The 21,673-nt window shown below is 61.0% G+C and carries 25 protein-coding genes; 19 read left to right on the plus strand and 6 right to left on the minus strand.

Translation table 11 applies throughout. The features are described from left to right. The first annotated feature begins 36 nt into the window (after window positions 1–36). The 7 genes from G3O01_RS37400 (at window position 37) to G3O01_RS37425 (ending at window position 5,864) form a co-directional block, all read left to right on the plus strand. Entirely contained in the window at window positions 37–447 is a 411-nt protein-coding gene (locus G3O01_RS37400; RefSeq protein ID WP_205812044.1) for a DoxX family protein, read from the plus strand. A 278-nt stretch (window positions 448–725) separates the two neighbouring features. After that, window positions 726–1,862, plus strand: coding sequence for a porin (locus G3O01_RS37405; protein ID WP_205812046.1), 1,137 nt, complete (start codon window positions 726–728; stop codon window positions 1,860–1,862). A gap of 178 nt (window positions 1,863–2,040) precedes the next feature. Then, window positions 2,041–2,175 carry a hypothetical protein gene (locus tag G3O01_RS45650; protein WP_007731897.1) on the plus strand — a complete coding sequence of 45 codons (135 nt, stop codon included), beginning with the start codon at window positions 2,041–2,043 and terminating at the stop codon, window positions 2,173–2,175. 170 nt (window positions 2,176–2,345) lie between these two features. Next, on the plus strand, window positions 2,346–3,374 hold the full coding sequence (locus tag G3O01_RS37410; protein ID WP_205812048.1) for a fatty acid desaturase: 1,029 nt from the start codon (window positions 2,346–2,348) through the stop codon (window positions 3,372–3,374). A 38-nt stretch (window positions 3,375–3,412) separates the two neighbouring features. Beyond that, window positions 3,413–3,760 (plus strand): non-heme iron oxygenase ferredoxin subunit, encoded by a 348-nt coding sequence (locus G3O01_RS37415; protein WP_205812050.1) that lies wholly within the window; start codon window positions 3,413–3,415, stop codon window positions 3,758–3,760. After that, a complete protein-coding gene (locus G3O01_RS37420) occupies window positions 3,757–5,004 on the plus strand; it encodes an FAD-dependent oxidoreductase (protein WP_205812052.1) in 1,248 nt (415 codons plus the stop codon). The genes G3O01_RS37415 and G3O01_RS37420 overlap by 4 nt, the downstream gene beginning before the upstream one ends. Beyond that, window positions 5,001–5,864 carry a TIM barrel protein gene (locus G3O01_RS37425; RefSeq protein WP_205812054.1) on the plus strand — a complete coding sequence of 288 codons (864 nt, stop codon included), beginning with the start codon at window positions 5,001–5,003 and terminating at the stop codon, window positions 5,862–5,864. The genes G3O01_RS37420 and G3O01_RS37425 overlap by 4 nt, the downstream gene beginning before the upstream one ends. On the opposite strand, the gene G3O01_RS37430 is transcribed toward G3O01_RS37425, so the two are convergent. Continuing rightward, complete coding sequence (locus G3O01_RS37430) at window positions 5,861–6,898, minus strand: LacI family DNA-binding transcriptional regulator (protein ID WP_205812056.1); 1,038 nt, start codon at window positions 6,896–6,898, stop codon at window positions 5,861–5,863. The genes G3O01_RS37425 and G3O01_RS37430 overlap by 4 nt on opposite strands. Before the next feature lie 110 nt (window positions 6,899–7,008). Here G3O01_RS37430 and G3O01_RS37435 point away from each other — a divergent pair, with 110 nt between their 5' ends. Continuing rightward, on the plus strand, window positions 7,009–7,836 hold the full coding sequence (locus tag G3O01_RS37435) for an SDR family oxidoreductase (RefSeq protein WP_205812058.1): 828 nt from the start codon (window positions 7,009–7,011) through the stop codon (window positions 7,834–7,836). Between the two features lie 46 nt (window positions 7,837–7,882). Here G3O01_RS37435 and G3O01_RS37440 read toward each other — a convergent pair whose 3' ends face one another. Beyond that, window positions 7,883–8,803 carry a LysR family transcriptional regulator gene (locus G3O01_RS37440; RefSeq protein ID WP_205812060.1) on the minus strand — a complete coding sequence of 307 codons (921 nt, stop codon included), beginning with the start codon at window positions 8,801–8,803 and terminating at the stop codon, window positions 7,883–7,885. Between the two features lie 721 nt (window positions 8,804–9,524). Here G3O01_RS37440 and G3O01_RS37445 point away from each other — a divergent pair. The 3 genes from G3O01_RS37445 to G3O01_RS37455 all read left to right on the plus strand — a co-directional run bounded on the left by G3O01_RS37445 (window position 9,525) and on the right by G3O01_RS37455 (window position 10,779). After that, window positions 9,525–9,758 (plus strand): hypothetical protein, encoded by a 234-nt coding sequence (locus G3O01_RS37445; protein WP_241024608.1) that lies wholly within the window; start codon window positions 9,525–9,527, stop codon window positions 9,756–9,758. A gap of 82 nt (window positions 9,759–9,840) precedes the next feature. Continuing rightward, window positions 9,841–10,404, plus strand: coding sequence for a phasin family protein (locus G3O01_RS37450; RefSeq protein WP_241024609.1), 564 nt, complete (start codon window positions 9,841–9,843; stop codon window positions 10,402–10,404). Window positions 10,405–10,470: 66 nt separating this feature from the next. Continuing rightward, on the plus strand, window positions 10,471–10,779 hold the full coding sequence (locus G3O01_RS37455) for a hypothetical protein (protein WP_205812062.1): 309 nt from the start codon (window positions 10,471–10,473) through the stop codon (window positions 10,777–10,779). A gap of 567 nt (window positions 10,780–11,346) precedes the next feature. Here G3O01_RS37455 and G3O01_RS37460 read toward each other — a convergent pair. Then, on the minus strand, window positions 11,347–11,673 hold the full coding sequence (locus tag G3O01_RS37460) for a DUF4148 domain-containing protein (protein WP_205812064.1): 327 nt from the start codon (window positions 11,671–11,673) through the stop codon (window positions 11,347–11,349). Between the two features lie 82 nt (window positions 11,674–11,755). Continuing rightward, entirely contained in the window at window positions 11,756–12,397 is a 642-nt protein-coding gene (locus tag G3O01_RS37465) for a TetR/AcrR family transcriptional regulator (protein WP_205812066.1), read from the minus strand. A 72-nt stretch (window positions 12,398–12,469) separates the two neighbouring features. Here G3O01_RS37465 and G3O01_RS37470 point away from each other — a divergent pair, with 72 nt between their 5' ends. From G3O01_RS37470 to G3O01_RS37480, 3 genes are all read left to right on the plus strand, one after another. Beyond that, on the plus strand, window positions 12,470–13,090 hold the full coding sequence (locus tag G3O01_RS37470) for a glutathione binding-like protein (RefSeq protein ID WP_205812068.1): 621 nt from the start codon (window positions 12,470–12,472) through the stop codon (window positions 13,088–13,090). A gap of 22 nt (window positions 13,091–13,112) precedes the next feature. Continuing rightward, window positions 13,113–13,463, plus strand: a complete 351-nt coding sequence (locus tag G3O01_RS37475; protein WP_205812070.1) for a glyoxalase superfamily protein — start codon at window positions 13,113–13,115, stop codon at window positions 13,461–13,463. 134 nt (window positions 13,464–13,597) lie between these two features. Beyond that, entirely contained in the window at window positions 13,598–14,353 is a 756-nt protein-coding gene (locus tag G3O01_RS37480) for an acetoacetate decarboxylase (RefSeq protein ID WP_205812072.1), read from the plus strand. An 18-nt stretch (window positions 14,354–14,371) separates the two neighbouring features. Here the strand turns inward: G3O01_RS37480 and G3O01_RS37485 are convergent, their stop codons facing one another. Both G3O01_RS37485 and G3O01_RS37490 read right to left on the minus strand, forming a co-directional pair. Continuing rightward, window positions 14,372–15,259, minus strand: a complete 888-nt coding sequence (locus G3O01_RS37485) for a 2-dehydropantoate 2-reductase (RefSeq protein WP_205812074.1) — start codon at window positions 15,257–15,259, stop codon at window positions 14,372–14,374. Between the two features lie 94 nt (window positions 15,260–15,353). Then, a complete protein-coding gene (locus tag G3O01_RS37490) occupies window positions 15,354–16,244 on the minus strand; it encodes an alpha/beta hydrolase (protein ID WP_205812076.1) in 891 nt (296 codons plus the stop codon). Between the two features lie 249 nt (window positions 16,245–16,493). Here G3O01_RS37490 and G3O01_RS37495 point away from each other — a divergent pair, with 249 nt between their 5' ends. From G3O01_RS37495 to G3O01_RS37515, 5 genes are all read left to right on the plus strand, one after another. Further along, entirely contained in the window at window positions 16,494–17,831 is a 1,338-nt protein-coding gene (locus tag G3O01_RS37495) for an MFS transporter (RefSeq protein WP_205812078.1), read from the plus strand. 329 nt (window positions 17,832–18,160) lie between these two features. Beyond that, on the plus strand, window positions 18,161–18,886 hold the full coding sequence (locus tag G3O01_RS37500; RefSeq protein WP_205812080.1) for an ABC transporter permease: 726 nt from the start codon (window positions 18,161–18,163) through the stop codon (window positions 18,884–18,886). A 2-nt stretch (window positions 18,887–18,888) separates the two neighbouring features. Next, a complete protein-coding gene (locus G3O01_RS37505; RefSeq protein WP_205812082.1) occupies window positions 18,889–20,007 on the plus strand; it encodes an ABC transporter ATP-binding protein in 1,119 nt (372 codons plus the stop codon). Further along, the gene (locus G3O01_RS37510) at window positions 20,004–20,723 is read left to right on the plus strand and encodes an ABC transporter permease (protein WP_205812084.1); all 720 of its coding nucleotides are present in this window, start codon (window positions 20,004–20,006) and stop codon (window positions 20,721–20,723) included. Before G3O01_RS37505 ends, G3O01_RS37510 begins: the two co-directional genes overlap by 4 nt. Window positions 20,724–20,772: 49 nt before the next feature. Next, window positions 20,773–21,669 (plus strand): glycine betaine ABC transporter substrate-binding protein, encoded by an 897-nt coding sequence (locus tag G3O01_RS37515; protein WP_205812086.1) that lies wholly within the window; start codon window positions 20,773–20,775, stop codon window positions 21,667–21,669. Window positions 21,670–21,673 lie beyond the last annotated feature (4 nt).

Genomic DNA, 21,673 nt, shown 5'->3' on the forward strand with positions numbered 1-21,673 from the left:
AACGCCTGGACCCGGCTAAATGAAAGAGGATTGAACATGAACACGTTTATCGAACAACGCAAGGATGCACTGCTGCTCGTCGCACGCGTGCTGCTCGTGGTGCTTTTCGTGCTATTCGGCTGGAGCAAGCTCACGGGTTTCTCGGGCACCGAGCAGTACATGGCATCGACGGGTGCACCCGTTCCAGCGCTGGCCGCAGTGATCGCGATCGTGATGGAGCTTGCAGTCGGTATCGTGATTGCTGTTGGCTTCAAGACGCGCGTGCTTGCGCTGCTGCTTGCGGCGTACACACTCGCCACTGCGTTCATTGGCCATCACTTCTGGACGCAGACGGGTATGGAGCAATACATCAACATGATCAACTTCTACAAGAACATCAGCATCATCGGCGGTTTGCTGCTGTTGTTCGTGACGGGTCCGGGAAAGTACTCGATCGATCGCGCATAAGCGACCCGACCGATTAGAGAAGTTGTCAAAAGGGCGGCCTTCGGGCCGCCCTTTTTGTTGTTTGCAATCCGGTGACGTGCACTTTCGGCATGAATGCAACACTCCTGTCACGTTCAGAGCGTCGCCGAAATCGATGTGATAAAAGTCCGCGGGCCTGTATGAGACAAGGTGCGCGCGGAGCCATAAGACATCCATAGATGCCATGCATTTCCGCCACCCGCAGCGCATAACAACAATTCGCTCGTGCAGGGTTCTCAACACATGAAAAGACAATACCCATGACCAGGCAAATCAATCGGACAGTTGCGGCGTTAGGCGCGACCACCCTCGCTCTCGCATGCCAAAGCGCATTCGCGCAAAGCTCGGTGACGCTGTATGGCGTCGCGGATGTCGGCATTCGCTATCTCACGCATTCGAATGCGAATAACGACGGCAAGCTCTTCATGACCAACGGCGCCATCACGAATAGCCGTTTCGGCATTAAAGGCTCGGAAGATCTCGGCAATGGCCTGAAGGCGATCTTCCAGCTGGAAAGCGGCATCGATCTGCAAAGCGGTGCGCAATCGGATAGCAAGCGCCTGTTCAATCGCGCGGCCTATGTCGGCCTGTCGAGCAACTACGGCACGCTCACGCTCGGTCGTCAGAAGACGCCGCTGTTCGATCTGCTCGGCGATACCTACGATCCTCTGACAGTCGGTAACTACTTCGAAAACGCATGGCTGCCCGTCGCGCTCGGCGCGGGTCTCTATGCGGATAACGCCGTGAAGTACGACGGCAAGTTCGGCGGCCTGAACGTGAAGGCCATGTACTCGTTCGGCACCAACTCGACGTCCACGGGCGCGGACGGCTTCTCCGGCCAGATCCCCGGGCACCTCGGCGCGGGCAACATGTACGGCTTCACGGCTTCGTACTCGTTTGGTTCGCTGAGCATCGGCGCAGGCGTGCAGCAAAACAGCGACAACTCGAATCACAAGCAGACCATCTATAACGCGAATGCCGTCTACGCGTTCAGCACGACCAGGTTCTACGTCGGCTATATCCATTCGAAGGACGACACGGGCTTTGTCGACAGCACCCTGTCGCAGCGCGACCTGACGCTCGGTGTCGATATCCTGAAGGGCTCGGGCCGCAAGGACGACGGTCCGTTCGCAGGCGTGACGTGGCAAGCCACGCCCGCACTGCTGCTGACGGGCGCGTTCTACTACGACCACATGAAGAACGCTGCGATCGGCGGCGGCGCGGTGGGCAGCGGCAACCGCTACACGGGCGTGGCCGTGGCGGAATATGCGCTGTCAAAGCGCACGGAAGTGTACGGCACCGTCGACTTCAACAAGGTCACGGGCGCGGCGACGGTGGAACTGCCGGGCACGTCGAACCAGACGGGCGTGTCGGTGGGTATTCGCAACATCTTCTGATTTGAAGGCGATGCGCGTGCTTGATGGCGCGCGATTGCCATTGGAGGGCGACATGGCTTCAAAGGCCATGCCGCCCTTTTTCATTCGGGGCGGCGCGAGGCATGTATTCGGCTCAACTGTGATATACAGGGAAAACCCGTAAATTGCAGTTGTTTATCTTCAGTCGAGTAGTACCAGCATGAAACGCATTGCCGCCTTTTGTCTGACCACGTGGTCCGCCGCCGCACTCCTTTATTTTGGCCAGCACTCGGTTGCGCTCATTGCATTGAGCGGAGTCGTCGTGTTCGGCGGGTATGATCTGCTGCGCCCGTAAGTCCCCTATTTCTCAGCGCCCGCGCCTGCTCGGCGCGACTTGATGGAAACCCATCATTTTTCGGCGTGAGGCTTCTGTCTCCTTCAACTATCTTTGTGCAAACGGAATGTGTTCCCGAAGCTTCTAGCTGAGGGAAATCCCGCAAACACACCAAGATCAGGAGACGCTTTATGTCCTCGCCCTCGGCCGTCGACAGCACTTCTGCCCCTCGCCTTACCGATCCCGCTTTCGACGCACGCATCGCAGAGCAGTGGTACCAGCCGCGCATTCCGCGCGCGGTGCTCAAGGAACTGATGAAGCGCGACGACGCAGCGGGTCTGCGCAATTTCATTCCGTGGTTCGTGCTGCTCGTCGCGTCCGGCGCGCTCGCGGCGTTCACATGGGGAACGTGGTGGGCCGTGCCCGCGTTCTTCGTGTACGGCACGATCTATTCATCGAGCGACGCGCGCTGGCACGAACTGTCGCACGGCACGCCGTTCAAGACGCGCTGGATCAACGACGCGTTTTATCACCTGTCCTCATTCATGACGATCCGCGAAGGCTACTGGTGGCGCTGGAGTCATGCGCGGCATCACACGCATACGTACTTCCAGACACGCGACCCTGAAATCCAGGTGACGCGTCCGACGCAGGTGCTGCCCATCATCGCGGACTTTCTCGGGCTGGTCGGCTGTACGCTGGAAATCAAAAAGGTCGTGCGCCACGCATTCGGCCGCGTCGATGCCGCGACCGACGCGTTTCTGCCCGCCAGCGAAAAACCCAAGATGATCTGGTCGTGCCGCATCTATCTGGCCGTCGTGATCGCAACGATTGCACTCGCTATCGCGATGCACAGCTTCCTGCCGCTGATGTTCGTGTGGACTCCACGCTTCTACGGCGGCTGGCTGCATCAACTGCTTGGTCTTACGCAGCATGCGGGACTCGCCGTCAATGTGAAGGATCACCGGCTCAACACGCGCACCATCCATACCAACTTCGTGTTCCGCTTTCTTTATCTGAACATGAACTATCACCTCGAACATCATCTGCTGCCGATGGTGCCGTTTCATGCGCTGCCGCGTCTTCATGAAGCGATCAAGGACCAGTTGCCGCCCGCGTATCCGAGCGTCTATGCCGCGTATCGCGAGATGCTGCCCGCGCTATGGAAACAACGTACCGATCCAACGCATGTGATCGAGCGGATCGTTCCGACTGTGTGATCGATAGAGACAGAAACAGAACATTCAAGGAGACAGCGATGAGCGTCGAAACGAACGCAAAGGTCCACTGGATTGCCGCCGGCGCACCCGACGATATCGACGAAGAAGACGTGATGCGTTTCGATCACGCTGGCGCGAGCTACGCCGTGTATCGGATCGCAGAGGGCTTTTACGCATCGGATGGCTGGTGCACGCATGAGCATGCGCATCTTGCCGATGGCTTCGTCGTGAATCGCGAGATCGAATGTCCGCTGCATCAGGGGCGTTTCGACATTCCCAGTGGCAAGGCAAAGAGCGCACCCGTGTGCGTGCATCTGAAAACGTATCCGGTGCGTGTCGAGAATGGCGAAGTGCTGCTTGGCCTGCCCGCGCAGGATGCATCATGAGCACGCAAGCCGCGATGGTGATTATCGGTGCCGGCCAATGCGGCGTACGCACGGCCGCCGCATTGCGCGAGAACGGCTGGGACGGCGAGATCACGCTGCTCGGCAATGAAGGTGCCGCGCCATATGACCGGCCACCATTGTCGAAAGCGGTGTTGCTCGGCGAGCGCAGCACGGCGCAATGCGCGTTCTACGACGACGCCTTCTATCTGGACAAGCGCATCGACTTGCGCATCGACGCAGGCGTGCAGCAGATCGACCGCGCGGCGCGCAAGGTCGTGTTGCACGATGGACGCACGATCGACTACCAACGCCTGCTGATTGCAACAGGCGCCGAACCAAGACGGCTCGACGTGCAAGGTGCGAATCTCGCGGGCGTTCACCTTCTGCGCACGGCAAGCGACGCGAATACGCTTGCCGAAGCCTTGCAGCCTGCACAGCGCATCGTGATCGTCGGCGCGGGTTTCATCGGTCTCGAAGTCGCGGCATCGGCGGTGGCGCGGGGTTGCGACGTGACGGTGATCGAAGCGGGCGCGCGTGCGTTGATGCGTGCTGTGCCGGAAATCGTCGCGGGCTATCTGATCGACAAGCATCGCGAGATGGGCGTAAAGATCCACTTCGGCGCGCAGATCGATCGACTGCTGGGCAGCACGCGTGTGACAGGCGTCAAGCTCAAGGACGGCACGCAGATCGATTGCGATTGCGTCGTGGTCGGCATCGGCGTAAAACCGCGCACGGAACTGGCGGAGGCGGCAGGCATCGACGTCGCGGATGGGATCGCTGTCGACGACACCTTGCGCACTAATGACCCGCACATCTTCGCAGCCGGCGACGTGTGCTCGTTTCCGCACCGCCTCTTCAGGCGACGCATGCGGCTGGAATGCTGGAAGAACGCCGAGGATCACGCACGCATCGTCGCGCGCAACATGCTGGAGCGCGGCGAAACCTACTCCGAAGTGCCGTGGTTCTGGTCGAATCAATACGACATGACGATCCAGATTGCCGGCATGCCCGCGTTCGGCGTGCAAAGCGTCGTGCGCGAAACGGGCGACACGTCGCGCATTTTCTTCGCACTCGATCGCGATGGCGTACTGGTTGGCGCAAGCGGTGTCGGCAAGGTCAGCGAGATCGCGCGCGACGTGCGCATCGCACAGACCTTGATCGGGCAACGTGCGTGCATCGAGCCTGCATTGCTCGAAGACCGCAACGTAAAGCTCAAAGGACTCGTCGCCGCGGAGGCAGCATGACGCAACGGCTCGCCGTGTATCAGTCGTTATGGGCGATGGAGCGGCGTCATACCGACGGCTTCGAGCGCTCGCTCGAAGAGAACCTCGCGATGATCGCGCAAGCGGGTTTCGAAGGTGTGAGCACATCGTTTGGATCACGCGAAAATGCACGACGTCTTTCGCAAGTACTCGCGCAACATGGTCTGCAAGCCGAGGCGCAATGCTTTCCGCGCACTGTCGATGACCTGAAGCCGATACTCGAAATCGCTGTCGAGTTCGGCGCGCATCACATCGACTTGCAACCTGACGCGCGGCCGCGCCGTCTTGCCGATGCACTCGTATTGATCGACGGCTGGCAACGGCTCGCGGAACAGGTGGACATTCCCGTCTACATCGAAACGCATCGCGACCGCATGACGACGGACCTGCATTTCATGCTCGATCTGCTCGATGAGCGGCCCAATCTGCGTTTGCTCGGCGATCTGTCGCATTACCTCGTCGGCCGTGAATTCGCATGGCCCGTGAACGAAGAAAACGAAGCGGCGATGCAGCGGATCATCGCGCATTCGTGGGCGTTTCATGGGCGCGTCGCGAGCCGCGAACAGGTGCAGATCGAAATCTCGTTCGAGCCGCACCGCATGTGGGTCGATCTGTTTTTGCGCTGGTGGCGCGATGGTTTTGCATCATGGCGCAAGCGCGCCGGCCCTGATGACACACTCGTCTTCACCTGCGAACTGGGGCCGAAGCCTTACGCGATCATCGGACGCGACGGCAACGATACGACGGACCGCTGGGCCGAATCGCTCTTGATGCACGACTGGATACGCGATCTATGGAATGAAGTCGTGCAGGACCAAACAGCCGCGCTCGACGCAAGCTAGTCCGTAATCGGCAGGTTCTCGCGCAACAGCACCGTCACGGGAATCTGCTGCGCCAACGTCACGCCGGGATCGCGATGATAGTGACGCAGGATCACACTGATCGAGTGCAGCGCTTCGCCGACGGGATTCTGGTCGAGCACGGCATCGAGCACGCCTTCGATCAGAAGGCGCCGCGACGTGTCGTTGAGTTCATGCCCGATCAGCACGGTCTTGTGCACGCGGTCGAGCGCACGCAGCGCGTTGCCGATGCCTTCATCGCCGACGGAGATGTTGTAGATGCCGCGCAGGTCCGGATAGCGGCGGAACGCGTCGCGCGCGAGACTTTCCGTCATCGACGATTGCTCGCGGCTCTCGACCGTTTCGACGATGTCGCAATTCGGAAAGCGCCGGCGCAACACCGAACGAAAACCGCTTTCGCGCTCCTCATGGCCGAGGAAGTCATGCATGCCCGTCATCACGAGCACCTTGCCGCCCGTGTCGCCGAGAAAGCGGCCCATCAGTTCGCCCGCCACGCGCCCCGCGCAGCGATTGTCGATGCCTACATATGCGAGCCGTCCCGTGCCCGGCAGATCGCTTGCAAGCGTGACGACGGGCATTCTATGACTCACATGACGCAGCGCGGCCGTGATGTCCGGGTGCTCGTACGCGACGATCACCAGCGCATCGGCCTTGCGACTTGCGCGTTCGATCGTTTCGACCACGGCTTGCGGCTCGAGACTGTCGAAGTAGGTGACGGCGCATATCACGCGCTGCGTTTCGAAGGTCTTCTGCGCAAGTTCGAAGCCCTGCTTCAGATGCACGTAGTACTGCGCAACGGGCTGCTGCAACAGGATCGCGATGCGCAGCCAGCGCACGGACACAGACTCCAGCGCGCGATCGATCTTCAGCTTGCGCGCCCATTCGAGCACGCGCGTTTCCTTGTCGCGCGATACGCCGCCACGCCCGTTCAATACCCGATCGACTGTCGCCTCGCTGACACCCGCTGCGCGGGCGATGTCAGTCATGCTCGTCTTGCGGCGGCGCGTCTCGGACATGGTCGGTTTCATTGTGATCGTGATACGCGCAATGATCGCATCGACGCCGCGCGCGCAGCAAGACGCGGTATCCACTATCCATCGCAACACACCTCTGAAGGAGACAATGCATGGCGCAATTCGATTCGAAGATCGCGATCGTCACGGGTGGATCGCAAGGACTCGGCGCGGCCATTGCCGCACTGTTCATCGAACGCGGCGCGCGCGGCGTCGTGATTTGCGGACGGGCCAAAGAGAAAGGCGAAGCGAAAGCGCGCGAGTTGACCCGCATTGGCGAAGCGCACGGCGCCAAGGTCGTGTTCGCACAGGCGGATCTGTCGAATGTCGACGACTGCCGCAAGGTGGTCGCGACCGCTGACGAGCAATTCGGGCGCATCGACGTGCTCGTGAATGCCGCCGCGCTCACCGATCGCGGCACGATTCTCGATACCGATCCCGCGCTGTTCGACCGCATGTTCGCGACCAATGTGCGCGCACCGTTCTTTCTGATGCAGGAGACGTTGCGCGTGATGCTGCGTGAGCGCACGGAAGGCGCGATCGTCAACATCGGCTCGATGTCGGCGATGGCGGGGCAACCGTTTATCTCCGCGTATTGCGCGTCGAAGGGCGCGCTTGGGACGCTCACGCAAAACACCGCGTATGCGCTGTTGCGCAATCGCATTCGCGTGAACCAGTTGAATCTGGGCTGGATGGCATCGGACGGAGAAGACCGCATCCAGCGCGAATTTCACGGTGCCGCCGATGACTGGCTACAACAGGCGGCCGCTGCGCAGCCGTTCGGCCGTCTGATCGATCCCGCCGAAGCTGCACGCGCGGTCGCATTTCTCGCAAGCGATGAATCGGGCTTGATGACGGGCTCGGTCGTCAACTTCGATCAGTCGATCTGGGGCGCGTATGAAGACGCGCCGCGCCCCGCTGAACCCATGAAAAACGTTTGATCCGGCCTGCCTGCTGCGCTCACCGCGCAGCAGGCCAACGCGCGCGTCAGTCCTTGTCCTTGATGCGCAGGTCGGGGTTCTTGTGCGCGACCTCCGACACCCAGTCGACGAACGCGCGCAGCCGCGAGCTGAGATTGCGGCGATGCGGATAGACGATCGAAAGCGGCGTGGACGGGCTGTTGTAGTCGGTGAGGATCTCGCGCAGCGCGCCCTGTTTGATCTGCTCGGCCACCATGAAGCGCGACGGCTGGATGATGCCGTGGCCCAATGCAGCCGCGTTGATATAGACCGAGCCGTCGTTGACGGCGAGCACGCTCTTCATCTGCACCTTCACGACTTCGTCGCCGACGTTGTATTCGAACGGAAACGTTCTGCCCGAACGTGCCGACACGTAATTCACGGCCTGATGCGTGGCGAGTTCTTCGAGCGTCTTCGGCGTGCCGTGCCGCTCCAGATAGGCGGGCGATGCGCACGTGACGATGCGCGCACTACCGATGCGCTTTGCCACCAGACTCGACTCTTCGAGCATGCCCATGCGGATCACGCAATCGACGCCGTCCTGAATCAGATCGATGTTGCGATCCGCGAGGCCAAGGCGCACGTCGATTTCGGGGAAGCGCTGATAGAAATCATCGAGCGATGGCAGCAGCAGCGCGCGCGCAAGCGTGCCCGACGTATCGACGCGAATCGTGCCCGCCGGGCTCTCGCGCTTGTTCGACAGCGACGATTCCGCGTCGGCCACTTCCGCGAGGATGCGCACGCATCGCTCATAAAACAGCGCGCCGTCTTCCGTGACGCTCACCTGACGCGTCGAACGGTTCAGCAGACGCACGCCGACATGCTCTTCCAGCGCCTGAATTGTCCGGCTCACCTTTGCGCGCGGCAAGTCGAGCGATTCCGACACCTTTGAGAAACTGTTCGCGTCCACCACGCGAGTGAAGATCTCCATTGCCTCGAAGCGATCCATTTCCTGTGCCCTGTCATTGTTTGGCGGCAAAACCGTCTGCAGCGGCAGACGTTGCCCAGTCGTCGGAACCGCGCGAAGCGCGTTCCGACAGCCGGCCGCCTCTCCCGCGCGGCCTGACGGGTAGAAAAATAGCACGGAGAAAATCGATTTGGGCGAGAAGGGGCGCGAACGGCGGGGCTTTAGCGGTCGATCGGACCTGAATCGCCACGCACCCGCCCGCCCCGCGCGCAATAAAAATGCGCGCTGATGAACCGGTCAAACTGTGACCATTTACTGACTTCGATCAATCAATAGCCTGCCACGTATGATTAATATTATTATTCCCTGCATGCTCAAACGCCGTTCATCTTTAAAGCATGGTTTTATCTGTGATTCAGATTTGAGCTGCCCCGCATTAAAACGTTTTAAAGCATGATCGTACGTTCATTAGCGCCTGGCCAGTGCGGTACAGCACCGGTTCTTCCTTTGTCGGCAAAGGATTAGCGTCTGATGGCCAACTTTGCTTCGCGGGCCGGCACCGTTTTCCGGAACGCCTGAAACCGGCACGCAATAGTTGCCGCTTATCCATAAGACAAAAATACTTTGCAACGCGCTGTTAATTCCGATTGAATTTTCAAAATCGCGGCATTAGGATGAGAGCCCCGTCGATGCCATAAGCATTGAACGGGCTGGAGACTTCCATAATATATTTACCGCTTGCGAAAGCATTTGCAGGTCATTAATGCCGCAAGCGATGATGCTGCGCCCTAAGGAGAACCACGTGCTGAGCCCACACGAATTTGCGACGCTCATGCTGATAAAGGACGCGACCACTCAGTCCGATTTCGACCAGGCCGATCTGATTGCGCTCGCCGACCGCGAGTTCATCACTATCGGCTTGTCGCATGCCAGTATGCCTCCGCGCCTTACCGAACGCGGACATGCGCTGCTTGCGCGGCTCGGCGCGCCCATATGACGCAGTCCAATCAGGCTCAGACGAAACACAGATAACCAGCTGCTTCCCATTTGACGGGCGGGGTCGATCTACGCATCGATCGATGCCGGCTGTTCTGTTCGTGCATTCAACCTTGCGAGGCTATTCGATGCTCACGACCATCGACGACATCACCGCTGCACAGAGAGCCGGGGTTCAGACCTTCTTCAACATGACGAACGAGGTTGTGAGCGGCATCGAGAAGCTCGTTCAATTGAACTTTGGCGTGTTGCGTGATGGTACGCAGCGCGCGATGGATGCGCTCGCCAACGGCGAGTTGCCGGGTGCGGCGAGCGTGCGACGCGGCGATCTATCCGTGATCGAACGCACGGCGCTTTATAACCGTCAGGTGTTCGATATCGTCGCGAGTACGCAGGCGGCCATTGTCAGGCACGCGACAGCGCAATACGAAGCGCAGGTCAGCACCGTTCAGGCCGATCTGAGCGATGCTGCGCAGCGTGCGCCTGCCGGTGCAGAGGTCGCGGTGACGGCGATGAACTCTGCCATTACGGCGGCGAACGCGTTCTATGAAAGCGTCTGGAAGACCGTGCAGCAGGCCGTTGATACGGCCGAAAGTAATGTGAATGTGATGACGCGAAGTGTGGCGAATGGCTCGCACGCTGCCTGATTCGATAACTTAGGCGACGCGCGACAGACAGTGTAGGAAACCGGACGCGGTCCCCGCGTCAGGCGCATGTTCGGCCCGCTTTCGAGCGGGCTTTTTTTTTGGTTTTCGCTTTTGCTTTTGCTTTTGCTTTTTGGTTTTTGGTTTTTGGTTTTTTGCCTTTTGGCCTTTGCTTTCGCTGGCATCCGCGTGGCGGTAGTGACCTTGATTTGTCTTGCGACGCTGGTTTGGTTTTTATGGCTTTGCGCTGGCATCCGCGTTTTGTTTTGCCTTGTTCACGCGTTGCCCCTGTGCGGGGCGGCACTTACTTTCTTTGCCGCCGCAAAGAAAGTAAGCAAAGAAAGCGGGCTAACACCGCAAGCGCTTGTTCTTGCCTGAGGGCCCCCAACGGGTCCTCTCCTTCGCACGGCAACTTCTCATTCACCGCCCGTTGCCAGCTGCTTCGGCTAAGCGCCTCACCCGCTTCAATCACTCGGAGTGCAGACAGCGGCAGCGACTGGTTAATGCCGCCCAGGTGGCAAACTGTGTGTAGGTCGTAGTGCTTCACACGTCAGCGTTTCTACGACACCGACCTTGCTTTTCAGTCTGGAGTGAAGCGCACAAGCCGCGACAGCCGACACACAGTTTGCCGCCATAGAACGTGGGCGATGCGATCGCGCATGTGGCGACGGGGGAGTGTGAAGCGGGTGAGGCGCTTAGCCGAAGCGTTGGCAGCAGGCGTCGAGAAGAATGCTGTCGGGGACGGGACGGGGCCGTTGGGGGCCCGTGGGCAAAGGTCAAGAATTGGCGGTGTTCAGCGGCTTTCTTTTGCCTACTTTTCTTTGCCGCGGCAAAGAAAAGTAGGTGCCGCCCCGCACAGGGGCGACGCTTGAAGAACCGATAACAAACCGCGGATGCCAGCGACAAAAACGACAACAACCAAACCAAAAGCAAACAGCAAAAAACCTACTGCCCAAAATACACACCCTTAGTGCCATCATTGGCACGCCCCATCGGCATACCGGATGCTGCGGTTCCACTCACCACACCGCCATAACTCTCTCCCTGACCCTGCTGATCAGAAAGACGACGCTCTGCAGCCTGCGCATTAGCAGGGTAATTCGTGCGATCGCCATCACCCGGCCTGTAGCCCTCGCTTTCGACGTTCATCAGATCCTGCCTCACCTCGGCGCGCGTGGCCGGCTGATTCGGCTCAACGGTGGTTTGCGCGAAAGCCGTGGCAGACATACCCATAACGGCACCCAGAATGGCAGCTTGCTTGAGCAGTTTCATGACTTCCTCCATGAAGTAGGTAGTACGCGCTTAATACCGCAAACGCTGTACCCGACAACTTCATGAAAGGCTCACTAGTCGATTATTTCTGCAACTGCTTGCGCGTACCACAAATCAGTGCAATACCTTGCGCCGCCATGGCTCGCAGCGATGCCCGCGAGTCGCCCGCTCGCGAGCGCAATGCAAGGCTATGCAATATCGCCGATGCAACGCGCGCAAGCACTGTGGCGTCTGCATCGGCTGAAAGCTCGCCGTCTGCCTGCGCGCGTCGGATGCGCTTTTCGAACGCACGATCGAAGGCTTTGAGACCTTGCGCCAATCTGGTGCGCACCTCGTCGTCCACTTTCGATTCGACCACAGCCGTGCCAATCAGAAAGCATCCGCGCGGCGCCTCACCCGCGGGCAGATAGAGTGCGAGCGCCGCGTCGTAGACGCGTTGTAAAGCTTGCGCGAGCGGGATATCGTCGCGCAGCGCAAGCTGCATCCCCTGCACGCCTGCTTCGACATAACGCTCCAGCGTACTCAGATACAGCGCGTGCTTGTCGCCGAATGCGGCATACAGGCTGGGACGGTTCATGCCCGTCGCATCGCTCAATGCATCCAGCGACGTGCCTGAATAACCGCCCAGCCAGAACGCATCGGTTGCGTGGCCGAGCGCGTCGTCCGCATCATATGCACGCGGCCTTCCGCGCGCTCGCTTCTCGATTTTTATACTGTCTCGCATATAAATATTTGACACTGTCGATTTTTGTTCACTATAGTACAAAAACAATCGGTAGACCGGGAGACAATCATCATGGATCTGTACTTCTCGCCGCTCGCGTGCTCGCTCGCCACACGCATTACGTTGTACGAAGCCGGCGCGCAGGCCGGCTTCATTCAGGTGGATACGAAAAAGAAAAAGCTGCGCGACGGCTCGGATTTCTACCCGATCAATGCGCTCGGCCAGGTACCCGTGCTGCGCACCGACGAAGGCTGGCTGTTGACCGAGAACACCGCTATCCTGCCCTATGTCGCCGACCAGTTTCCGGCAGCGAATCTGGCGCCTCCGGCAGGCACGCCGCAGCGCGCACAGCTTCAGCAATGGCTCGGTTTTATCAGCACGGAACTGCACAAGGCGATCTTCGTGCCGTTACTCGATCCCACCGCGCCGCATGATTACACGCGTCAAAAGGTTGCGCGCCGCCTCGACTACCTGCAGACGCATCTGTCGACGCACGAGTATCTGGTCGACAGCTTCACGGTAGCCGACGCGTACCTGACAACTGTGCTGAATTGGGCAAAGTACTGCGACGTCGATCTTTCGCAATGGCCCGCTGTCGATGCGTACTACCATCGCATCGTGCAGCGTCCGCACGTCGCAATGGCATTAGCGGAAGAGATCGCGCTCTATCGAGAAGAACAGGCGCTTCAATAACGGATCACGCGAGGTAGCAACGATGAAGGTCAAGCGGATCGTCTCGAACATCGAAGTGCACGACACGGCACAGGCACAGCGCTTCTATCAGGAGATCCTCGGCCTCGATCTGCTGATGGATCACGGCTGGATTCGCACTTACGGCTCCACCGAACCAATGACCGTACAAATCAGCTTCGCGCGGGAAGGTGGCTCCGGCACGCCCGTTCCGGATCTTTCGATCGAAGTGGACGACGTGGACGCCATGCATGACGCGATGAAAGCTGCGGGCTTTGCGATCGAATACGGCCCCATCGACGAGCCCTGGGGTGTGCGGCGCTTCTATGTCCGCGATCCGTTCGGCAAGCTCGTCAACATTCTCGCGCATCGCTAAAAATCGACCTTTTCGTAGCGCCGAAGCACCAGAAACGGGCGCACTCACATTGCCATCGAATGGAAACACCACTGCGCGCACAATCGCTTTACTATTGACGCGCGCAGTGTGCGCTGCCTACCGGGAGAACGTCCATGGACCTGGATTCGATCCGCAAGAATGCGTTTGCGATGCCCGTACACAATCCCGCTTTTCCGCGTCCGCCGTTTCGATTTGTGAATCGCGAGTACTTCATTATTTCGTACGAATCCGATCCTGACGCGATCGCCGCCGCCGTGCCGGCACCGCTCAAGCCGGAAAACGCGCTGGTGCATTACGAGTTCATCCGCATGCCCGACTCATCCGGATTCGGCGATTACACCGAAAGCGGCCAGGTCATTTCCGTGCGCGACGCAGAGGGCCGCCTGGGCAACTACACGCATTCGATGTATCTCGACGACGAAGGGCCAATCGCGGCGGGCCGCGAAATATGGGGCTTTCCGAAGAAACTCGCCCGTCCGCATATCAGCGTGGACGGCAACGACACGCTGCTCGGCACGCTCGATTACGGCACGCAGCGCATCGCAACGGGCACGATGGGCTACAAGCACTGGACGCTCGATATGGAAACCGAGCGCGCCAAACTCGCCGACACGCCGAACTATCTGCTGAAGGTGATACCGCACGTGGACGGCACGGCGCGCGTGTGCGAACTGGTGCGTTTCTTTCTGCGCGACGTGACCGTACTCGGCGCGTGGGCGGGGCCCGCCGCGCTCGAATTGCGGCATCACGCGCTCGCGCCCGTTGCGGATCTACCCGTGCGGCGCGTGGTCGGCGCGCGCCAGGTCGTCGCCAATCTCACGCTCGATATCGGTGAGGTCGCGTTCGACTATCTGGCGAATGCCGGATAGCTCTGACAGCAGCCCGCGCTATTTGCTTTCGATCAGCTTGACGAGCGTATGCAGCAAACGGTTGGACGGCGTGGCGACGCCAAGTGCTTCGCCACGTCGCACGATCAGGCCATTCAGGTGATCGATTTCACTGCGCTTGCCGCGCGACAGATCCTGCGCGGTCGACGAATACTGTCCCGGCATCGTTTCGGCAATCATGCGCACGGCCTGGTCGACGTCGCCGGGAATCGTCACACCATCCGCCTTCGCGACGGCAAGACACTCGTCGACGATATCGCGCATCACGGTCGTCACGCCTTCGCCTTGCACGAGCCGGCCATACGGCAACTGCGTGATCGCCGACAACGCGTTGTATGCGCAGTTCAGGATCAGCTTCGCCCATAACGCGCCGCGCACGTTGTCGGAGATTTCGGTGGGCACGCCCGCTGCGATCAGCGTCTGCGCAACTTCGGCGCTCGCTTTCGACGGCTCGATCACCAGCTCGCCGCGCCCGTGATGCCGCACATGTCCCGGCCCGGCCATCTCCGTTGCGACGTAGACGACGGCAGCCGCCACCGGCTGCGACACGACCTTCCGTACTTCGTCCGCGTTTTCGACGCCGTTCTGCAACGACAGCACGAGCGCATCCGGCGCAAGAAACGGTTTGATTTCCAGCGCCGCGCTTTCCGTATCCGTCGACTTCACGCAGAACAGCACGACATGCGCGCCCTGCACCGCGCTCGCCTGCGTGCTCGCGGCGAGGGGAATGTGTTCGTCGAACGATTGAGTTTCAAGGCGCAAGCCGTGGCGCGCAATCGCCTCGACGTGTTGCGGGCGTCCGATCAACACGACTTCATGTCCCGCGCGCGCCAGCATGCCGCCGTAATAGCAGCCCACCGCGCCCGCGCCCATCACGGCGACTTTCATAAGCAACGCTCTTCTGTCGGTAATCGAAGCGTCAAAAGTTACCACACGCTGCGCGCGCCTGGATCGAAGACCGCAGAAAGCACAGGCATGTTAGTCATGCGCGCGATCGCACTGCGAGCAAAGCATCGGCGAACGCGGCAGGCGCTTCCTGCGGCAGATTGTGTCCCGCGTTGTCGATCACACGAAATTCATAAGGCCCGGTGAAATGCGGCGCATGATGGGCCGTCCCATCGATACCCATCACACCGTCGGCGCTTCCGTCGAGCGCAATCGTCGGCACGGTGATGGGCGGTTGCGCTGCGAGTTGCCGTTCCATCGCGTCGTAACGCGGGTCGCCGTCCACCAGCGCATAGCGATGCCGGTACGAATGAATGACGACATCGACGAAATCGGGGTGATCGAACGAGGCTGCGGTCTGCGCATAGCACGCGTCATCGAAACGCCATGTGGGCGACCACAGCGTCCAGAGCAGACGGCACAGTGCGCGGCGGTTTTCCGTGAGGCCCGCGCGCCCGCGCTCGCCGTGAAAATAGTATTGATACCAGTGACGCATTTCGTTTTCCGGCAACGCAGGTTTGCCGGACGCGGCGATGTTCTGGATGTTGTAGCCGTTGACCGTGACGAGCCCTTGCACGCGCTGTGGATAAAGCGCCGCGACGATGCACGCCGCGCGCCCGCCCCAGTCGTAGCCCCCAAGCAGCGCGCTTTCGATCTTCAACGCGTCGAGCAGCGCGAGCAGATCGGCGCCGAGCGCGGCCTGCTGGCCGGAGCGCACGGTGTCCGCCGACAGGAAGCGCGTCGGCCCGTACCCTCGCAGATACGGCACGATCACGCGCGCGCCCTGCGCGGCGAGTAACGGCGATACCTCGTCGTACGCATGGATGTCGTAGGGAAAGCCGTGCATCAGCACGACGGGCCAACCGTCAGCGTGACCGGATTCTTCGTAGGCGATGTCCAGCAGTTCGGTGCTCACGTGCTTCAGCATGACCGGCGGCTCCTTTGACGGGCGATCATTACGCGGCCTGGGCGCCGCTTCAACGCACAGCGAGCGCTCATGGTAGCGCCGTCGTGGAGATCGCGCAGAGCGACCAGCACGCAAGAAAGTCGTTTTATGCCATGCCGATGTCGCCTTCGTGCTATACCAGCGCCACAACTGCCCGCTACATTCGACGAAACCAGGCCCGCACAACGTCGCAATCCGGGTGCCGCGCGAGACGAACCACACTGAGCACGAATGAAACAGGCACACGATCCGGCGACCCCGCCGTGCGGCGCATTCTCCCTGCATGACTCGCAACCGCTCGCCGATCTCGTCGACGGCGCGGCGGCCATCGGTGCTCCTGTCGCGCCCGTTCCCGCGCCGGCGCCGCCCGCCAGCAGCCTGCGCGCCACGGCGATCCTGCTGCTCGGTTACGCGATTCTCATCACGGGCAACGGCCTGCTCGGCACTTTGATCTCACTGCGGCTGATCCAGCAACAGGCACCTTCGATCGTGGTCGGCGTCGTGCAGTCGGCGTACTACGTCGGCTTCATGCTGGGCGCGGTGTATGGCGGCTCGCTGATCGGGCGCGTCGGCCATCATCGCGCGTTCGTCAGCTTTGCGGCGGCGTCCGCCTGTTGCTCGCTCGGCTACGCGGTGTGGGATGCCGACGCCGTGTGGGTGACCTTGCGCTTCATCACGGGCTTTTGCCTTGTCGGCATTTTTACGGTGGTCGAAAGCTGGCTGCACCAGGTGGCGAGCAACGCGCAGCGCGGACGCGTGTTCTCCGCCTACCTGATCACGAACTATCTCGGCGTCGGCATCGGCCAGTTTCTGATCGGCCTTGCGGATCCGGCGGGTTTCGAACTGTTCAGCGCCGTCGCCGCGCTGTTCACGGCGTCGCTGATTCCCGTTGCGCTGGCGGGCACGGCGCCCGGCCCCGTCGCCGCACACGGCTCGCATGCGAGCGCTTCGGGCGGTTCGCGGCTCGCGCGTGGCCTGTCGGGCCTGCGGACCATCTACCGATGGGCGCCCCTGGGCGTCGCCGCGTGCCTCGCGGCGGGCCTGCTCAATAGCGCGTTCTATACGATGCAGCCGGTGTTCATGCGGCGCGTCGGCTATTCGGTGCCGGACGTATCGCACTTCATGGGTTTCGCGCTGCTCGCGGCACTGGTGCCGCAATGGCCCGTCGCACGGCTCGCCGATCTGTTCGACCGGCGCAAGGTGCTGCTATGCCTCGCCGTGCTCGCCGGGTCGCTGAGCGTGTTGCTGTTCATGTTGCGCGACGGCATGCTGATCGAGGCAGTCGGCTATCTGTACGTCGCTGTCGCGTTCTCGATGTACGGCGTCGTCACGTCCTATGTGAACGACTGCATTCCCGCCGACGAGCGCATCGCCGTCAGCGCCGGCCTGCTGCTGATCTTTTCGCTCGGCGCGAGCGGCGGGCCGACGCTCGCTTCGGCGATGATGGCCTTGGCCGGGCCTGCCGGGCTCTATCTGTTCACGGCTGTCGTAATGGGCGCGCTTGCCGCGCTCACACTGCGCAGTCTGCGCAGGACGCCTGCGACGCGGCGCGTTGCCGACGCGCGCTAGCCCGCTCTTTCCCCCGCTTCGATCCTTTGCACTTCACGGCGCGCCGCCGCGCCGCGAAGACGCGTCTCGACCTCCATCCAGAACGCTGTCACATAGCCGCCCTGTCGCTTTGAGACCGGGGATAACCCTTATCGTTACGTCGCCAAACCCTTAATCCATAAGGGAATTGCGTCACACAAAATCTGCGATGTCGCATTTGTGACAAACGAAGTCGATTGCAGATGAAGGCTTTGCGATTTTGTGCGGCTATCTTTTGCTCAAGGCCAGGTGCTGCGAAACGCGCCTGACATAGAGCCCGCAAGAGCCGTAAAAGCGAAACCGGAGACAACGTGGAAACCCTTGCATTCATCCTCGACAACCTGGCGTCCATTGCCCGGCTGACCGTCGAGCACATCGAGATCGTCGGCGTCGGTGTCGGTTGCGCGATCCTCACGGGCGTGCCGCTCGGCATCGCGATCACAGCGAGTCCGCGCGCCGCGAAGATCGTCCTGTACGCCGCTGCCATTGTGATGACGATTCCGTCCGTCGCGCTGTTCGGCCTGATGATCCCGGTGCTTTCCGTGATCGGCCAGGGCATCGGCTTCCTGCCCACCGTCATCGCGCTGTTTCTCTATTCGCAGTTGCCCATCGTGCGCAACACATATACGGCGATCACGAACATCGACCCCGCGTTGCGCGAAGCCGCGCGCGGTATCGGCATGACGACGCGCGAGCGCCTGTGGAAAGTCGAGATTCCGATTGCGCTGCCCATCATCATGGCGGGCGTGCGCATGGCCGTCGTCATCAACGTCGGCATTGCGGCGGTTGCTGCGTATATCGGCGCGGGCGGCCTCGGCAAGCTGATCAGCCGCGGCATTTCGCAATCGGACCCGCGCCAGCTGATTGCGGGCGCGATTCTCGTCAGCGTGCTCGCCATTGCCGCCGACTACGGCCTCGCCTGGGTGCAGCGCCTGCTCACACCAAAAGGCCTGCGCAGCCCGTCACGCACCGCCACGCTCGCCCTGCGTCTCGGCGCATGGGCTTCCTTCCGCAAATCTCCACGTCACGCGCAATAACCATGATCAAGCTCTCCAACATCACGAAGCGCTACGAAGGCGCGAGTGCCCCCGTGGTCGACGGCATCGACATGGAAGTCGGCGCGGGCGAAATCTGCGTGCTGCTCGGCCCGTCGGGCTGCGGCAAGACAACCACGCTGAAGATGATCAACCGTCTGATCCAGCCGAGCTCGGGCAAGATCTTCATCGACGGCCGCGATACCGACGAATTCGACGTCGTCGAACTGCGCCGCCAGATCGGCTACGTGATCCAGCAGATCGGTCTGTTTCCGAACATGACCGTCGAGGAAAACATCTGCGTCGTGCCGCGCCTGCTCGGCTGGGACAAGGCGAAGACGAAGCGGCGCGCGGCCGAGTTGCTGGAAATCGTCGCGCTCGATCCGTCCATCTATCTGTCGCGCTATCCGAAAGATCTTTCCGGCGGCCAGCAGCAGCGCGTTGGCGTCGCTCGCGCACTCGCCACCGATCCGCCCGTGATGCTGATGGACGAACCGTTCGGCGCGATCGACCCGATCAACCGCGAACTGATCCAGGACGAGTTCCTGCGCATCCAGCAGCAGGTGAAAAAGACGATCATGTTCGTCAGCCACGATATCGACGAAGCCGTGAAGATGGCCGACCGCATCGCGATCTTCCGCGGCGGCAGGCTCGAACAGTTCGATACGCCCGACACGATACTCGCGCGGCCCGCGAGTCAGTTCATTGCGGGTTTCGTCGGCGCGGACCGCGCATTGAAGCGCTTGCGCCTGGTGCGCGCGAAAGACGCGCTCTCGGCGTGCCAATGCGCGGCGCGCATCGGCGAAAGCAGCGAACGTGCGCGGGCCTTGCTCGAACAGCATGGCGTCGAACAGATCGTGTTGCTCGATGCCGCCGACAAACCGCAAGGCTATCTGAGCGCAACCGACCTGCGCACGATCGACGGCAAGCTGATGGCCGCACACGCGAACCCGGTGCAAGGTGTTGCACGTCAAGGCGACGATCTGCGCAGCGTGATTTCGTCGATGTTCGCGCTCGGTCAGTCGTGGCTCCCTACCGTTGACGACGATGGCCGCTTCATTGGCTACGTGAATCAGGAACGCATCGTCGACATGCTGCGCCTGCCGGCGGAGACACGCGCATGAAAACGATCTTCACAACCGGCGCCGCGTTCGCGGCATGCGCTGCGCCTTCGCTTGCGCGTGCAGACTCGCTGCTCGAATCGATTGGCCAGTATCGCAGCGACATCGTCTATCAATCGATTCAACAGATGACGATGGTCGCCATCGCAGGCGGACTCGCGATTCTCGTCGCCGTGCCGCTCGGCGTGTATCTGTCGCGCGCGACGGGCAAGCAGGCCCGCTTCGCGCAAGTCCTGCTGCAAACGCTCAACATAGGCCAGGCCGTGCCGAAGCTCGCATTGCTCGCGCTCGCGATGAGCGTGCTGGGCATCGGACGCTGGCCGTCTATCTTCGGCCTGTGGGTCGCGACGCTGCTGCCCATCGTGCTCAACACGCTCGAAGGTTTGCGTGCGGTACCGCGCCCGCTGATCGAAGCGGCGACGGGCATGGGCATGACGCCGACGCAGATTCTGCTGCGCGTCGAATTGCCGAACGCGCTTTACGTGATCTTCGCGGGCATTCGCACCGCGCTCGCCATCACGGTCGGCACCGCGCCGCTCGCGTTTCTGGTTGGCGGCGGCGGACTGGGCGAGCTGATCTTCACGGGCATCGACATGAACGATTTTTCGATGCTGCTGGCGGGCGCGATTCCCACTGCGCTACTGGCGATTCTCACTGACCTGTTCGTCGGCCAGATGCAGGCGCATCTCGTGTCGCGCGGCGTCAATCCACAACGCTGAGTCACACCACTCGCTCAATCACACGCACACGCGTTTCTTCGAGGACATCATGAACACTGCCTTTTTCAAGCGGGCTTGCGCGCTCGTCGCCCTTTCTTTTGCCTCTTCCTGGGCAATCACGTGCGCGGCGGCGGGTGTCGTAGTCGGCGGCAAGAACTTTACCGAGCAGCAGCTGCTCGCGGAAATGACAACGGAACTGCTGCAGGCGAAGGGCTTCAACGTCACGAAAAAAGACGGCATGGGCAGCGCGGTGCTGCGCCAGGCGCAGGAAAACGGACAGGTCGACGTGTACTGGGAATACACGGGCACGTCGCTGATCACGTACAACAAGATCAACGACCGGCTTTCGCCCGAAGAGACCTACAAGAAAGTGAAGGAACTCGATGCAGCGAAAGGTCTCGTGTGGCTTGATCCGTCGCGTGCGAATAACACGTACTCGTTCGCGATGAATCAGGACGAGGCGAAGAAGCTCGGCATCGTCACGCTCAGCGACCTCGCCAAAGCGATCAAGGCAGGCAAGACGCTGACGTTCGCTTGCAACTCGGAATTCTATGCGCGCCCCGACGGTCTGCGTCCGTTGCAAAAGCTCTATGGTTTCGACTTCTCGCAGGACGAAGTGAAGCGGATGGATTCGGGGCTCACGTATCAGGCGCTGAAAGACCGTCAGGTCAATATCGCGCTCGTGTTCGCAACCGATGGCCGCGTGCCCGCGTTCAACTTCGTGATTCTCAAGGACGACAAGGGCTTTTTCCCGTCGTATGCGCTGACGCCCGTGATCCGCAAGGCGACGCTCGATGCAAACCCGAAGCTCGGCCCAATCCTCAATGCACTGTCCGCGAAGCTCGATGCGCCGACGATGGCGCGCCTGAATGCATCCGTCGATGTGCAGAAGAAATCGTTTAGTGAAGTGTCGCATGGCTTCCTGAAGGATGCGGGCCTGCTGTAACGCG

It is taken from the genome of Burkholderia sp. Ac-20365, assembly GCF_017104715.1.
Taxonomy (GTDB): Bacteria; Pseudomonadota; Gammaproteobacteria; order Burkholderiales; family Burkholderiaceae; genus Paraburkholderia.

Bases quoted from the DNA above. Each gene is read 5' to 3' on its own strand.
- G3O01_RS37410 (WP_205812048.1), top strand. From the start codon at position 2,346: ATGTCCTCGCCCTCGGCCGTCGACAGCACTTCTGCCCCTCGCCTTACC.
- G3O01_RS37485 (WP_205812074.1), bottom strand. From the start codon at position 15,259: ATGAAAGTCGCCGTGATGGGCGCGGGCGCGGTGGGCTGCTATTACGGC.
- G3O01_RS37425 (WP_205812054.1), top strand. From the start codon at position 5,001: ATGACGCAACGGCTCGCCGTGTATCAGTCGTTATGGGCGATGGAGCGG.
- G3O01_RS45650 (WP_007731897.1), top strand. From the start codon at position 2,041: ATGAAACGCATTGCCGCCTTTTGTCTGACCACGTGGTCCGCCGCCGCA.
- G3O01_RS37480 (WP_205812072.1), top strand. From the start codon at position 13,598: ATGGACCTGGATTCGATCCGCAAGAATGCGTTTGCGATGCCCGTACAC.
- G3O01_RS37510 (WP_205812084.1), top strand. From the start codon at position 20,004: ATGAAAACGATCTTCACAACCGGCGCCGCGTTCGCGGCATGCGCTGCG.
- G3O01_RS37450 (WP_241024609.1), top strand. From the start codon at position 9,841: ATGCCGGCTGTTCTGTTCGTGCATTCAACCTTGCGAGGCTATTCGATG.
- G3O01_RS37420 (WP_205812052.1), top strand. From the start codon at position 3,757: ATGAGCACGCAAGCCGCGATGGTGATTATCGGTGCCGGCCAATGCGGC.
- G3O01_RS37435 (WP_205812058.1), top strand. From the start codon at position 7,009: ATGGCGCAATTCGATTCGAAGATCGCGATCGTCACGGGTGGATCGCAA.
- G3O01_RS37405 (WP_205812046.1), top strand. From the start codon at position 726: ATGACCAGGCAAATCAATCGGACAGTTGCGGCGTTAGGCGCGACCACC.
- G3O01_RS37415 (WP_205812050.1), top strand. From the start codon at position 3,413: ATGAGCGTCGAAACGAACGCAAAGGTCCACTGGATTGCCGCCGGCGCA.
- G3O01_RS37465 (WP_205812066.1), bottom strand. From the start codon at position 12,397: ATGCGAGACAGTATAAAAATCGAGAAGCGAGCGCGCGGAAGGCCGCGT.
- G3O01_RS37460 (WP_205812064.1), bottom strand. From the start codon at position 11,673: ATGAAACTGCTCAAGCAAGCTGCCATTCTGGGTGCCGTTATGGGTATG.
- G3O01_RS37430 (WP_205812056.1), bottom strand. From the start codon at position 6,898: ATGTCCGAGACGCGCCGCCGCAAGACGAGCATGACTGACATCGCCCGC.
- G3O01_RS37440 (WP_205812060.1), bottom strand. From the start codon at position 8,803: ATGGATCGCTTCGAGGCAATGGAGATCTTCACTCGCGTGGTGGACGCG.
- G3O01_RS37490 (WP_205812076.1), bottom strand. From the start codon at position 16,244: ATGCTGAAGCACGTGAGCACCGAACTGCTGGACATCGCCTACGAAGAA.
- G3O01_RS37445 (WP_241024608.1), top strand. From the start codon at position 9,525: ATGCCGCAAGCGATGATGCTGCGCCCTAAGGAGAACCACGTGCTGAGC.
- G3O01_RS37475 (WP_205812070.1), top strand. From the start codon at position 13,113: ATGAAGGTCAAGCGGATCGTCTCGAACATCGAAGTGCACGACACGGCA.
- G3O01_RS37400 (WP_205812044.1), top strand. From the start codon at position 37: ATGAACACGTTTATCGAACAACGCAAGGATGCACTGCTGCTCGTCGCA.
- G3O01_RS37495 (WP_205812078.1), top strand. From the start codon at position 16,494: ATGAAACAGGCACACGATCCGGCGACCCCGCCGTGCGGCGCATTCTCC.
- G3O01_RS37505 (WP_205812082.1), top strand. From the start codon at position 18,889: ATGATCAAGCTCTCCAACATCACGAAGCGCTACGAAGGCGCGAGTGCC.
- G3O01_RS37515 (WP_205812086.1), top strand. From the start codon at position 20,773: ATGAACACTGCCTTTTTCAAGCGGGCTTGCGCGCTCGTCGCCCTTTCT.
- G3O01_RS37470 (WP_205812068.1), top strand. From the start codon at position 12,470: ATGGATCTGTACTTCTCGCCGCTCGCGTGCTCGCTCGCCACACGCATT.
- G3O01_RS37455 (WP_205812062.1), top strand. From the start codon at position 10,471: ATGTTCGGCCCGCTTTCGAGCGGGCTTTTTTTTTGGTTTTCGCTTTTG.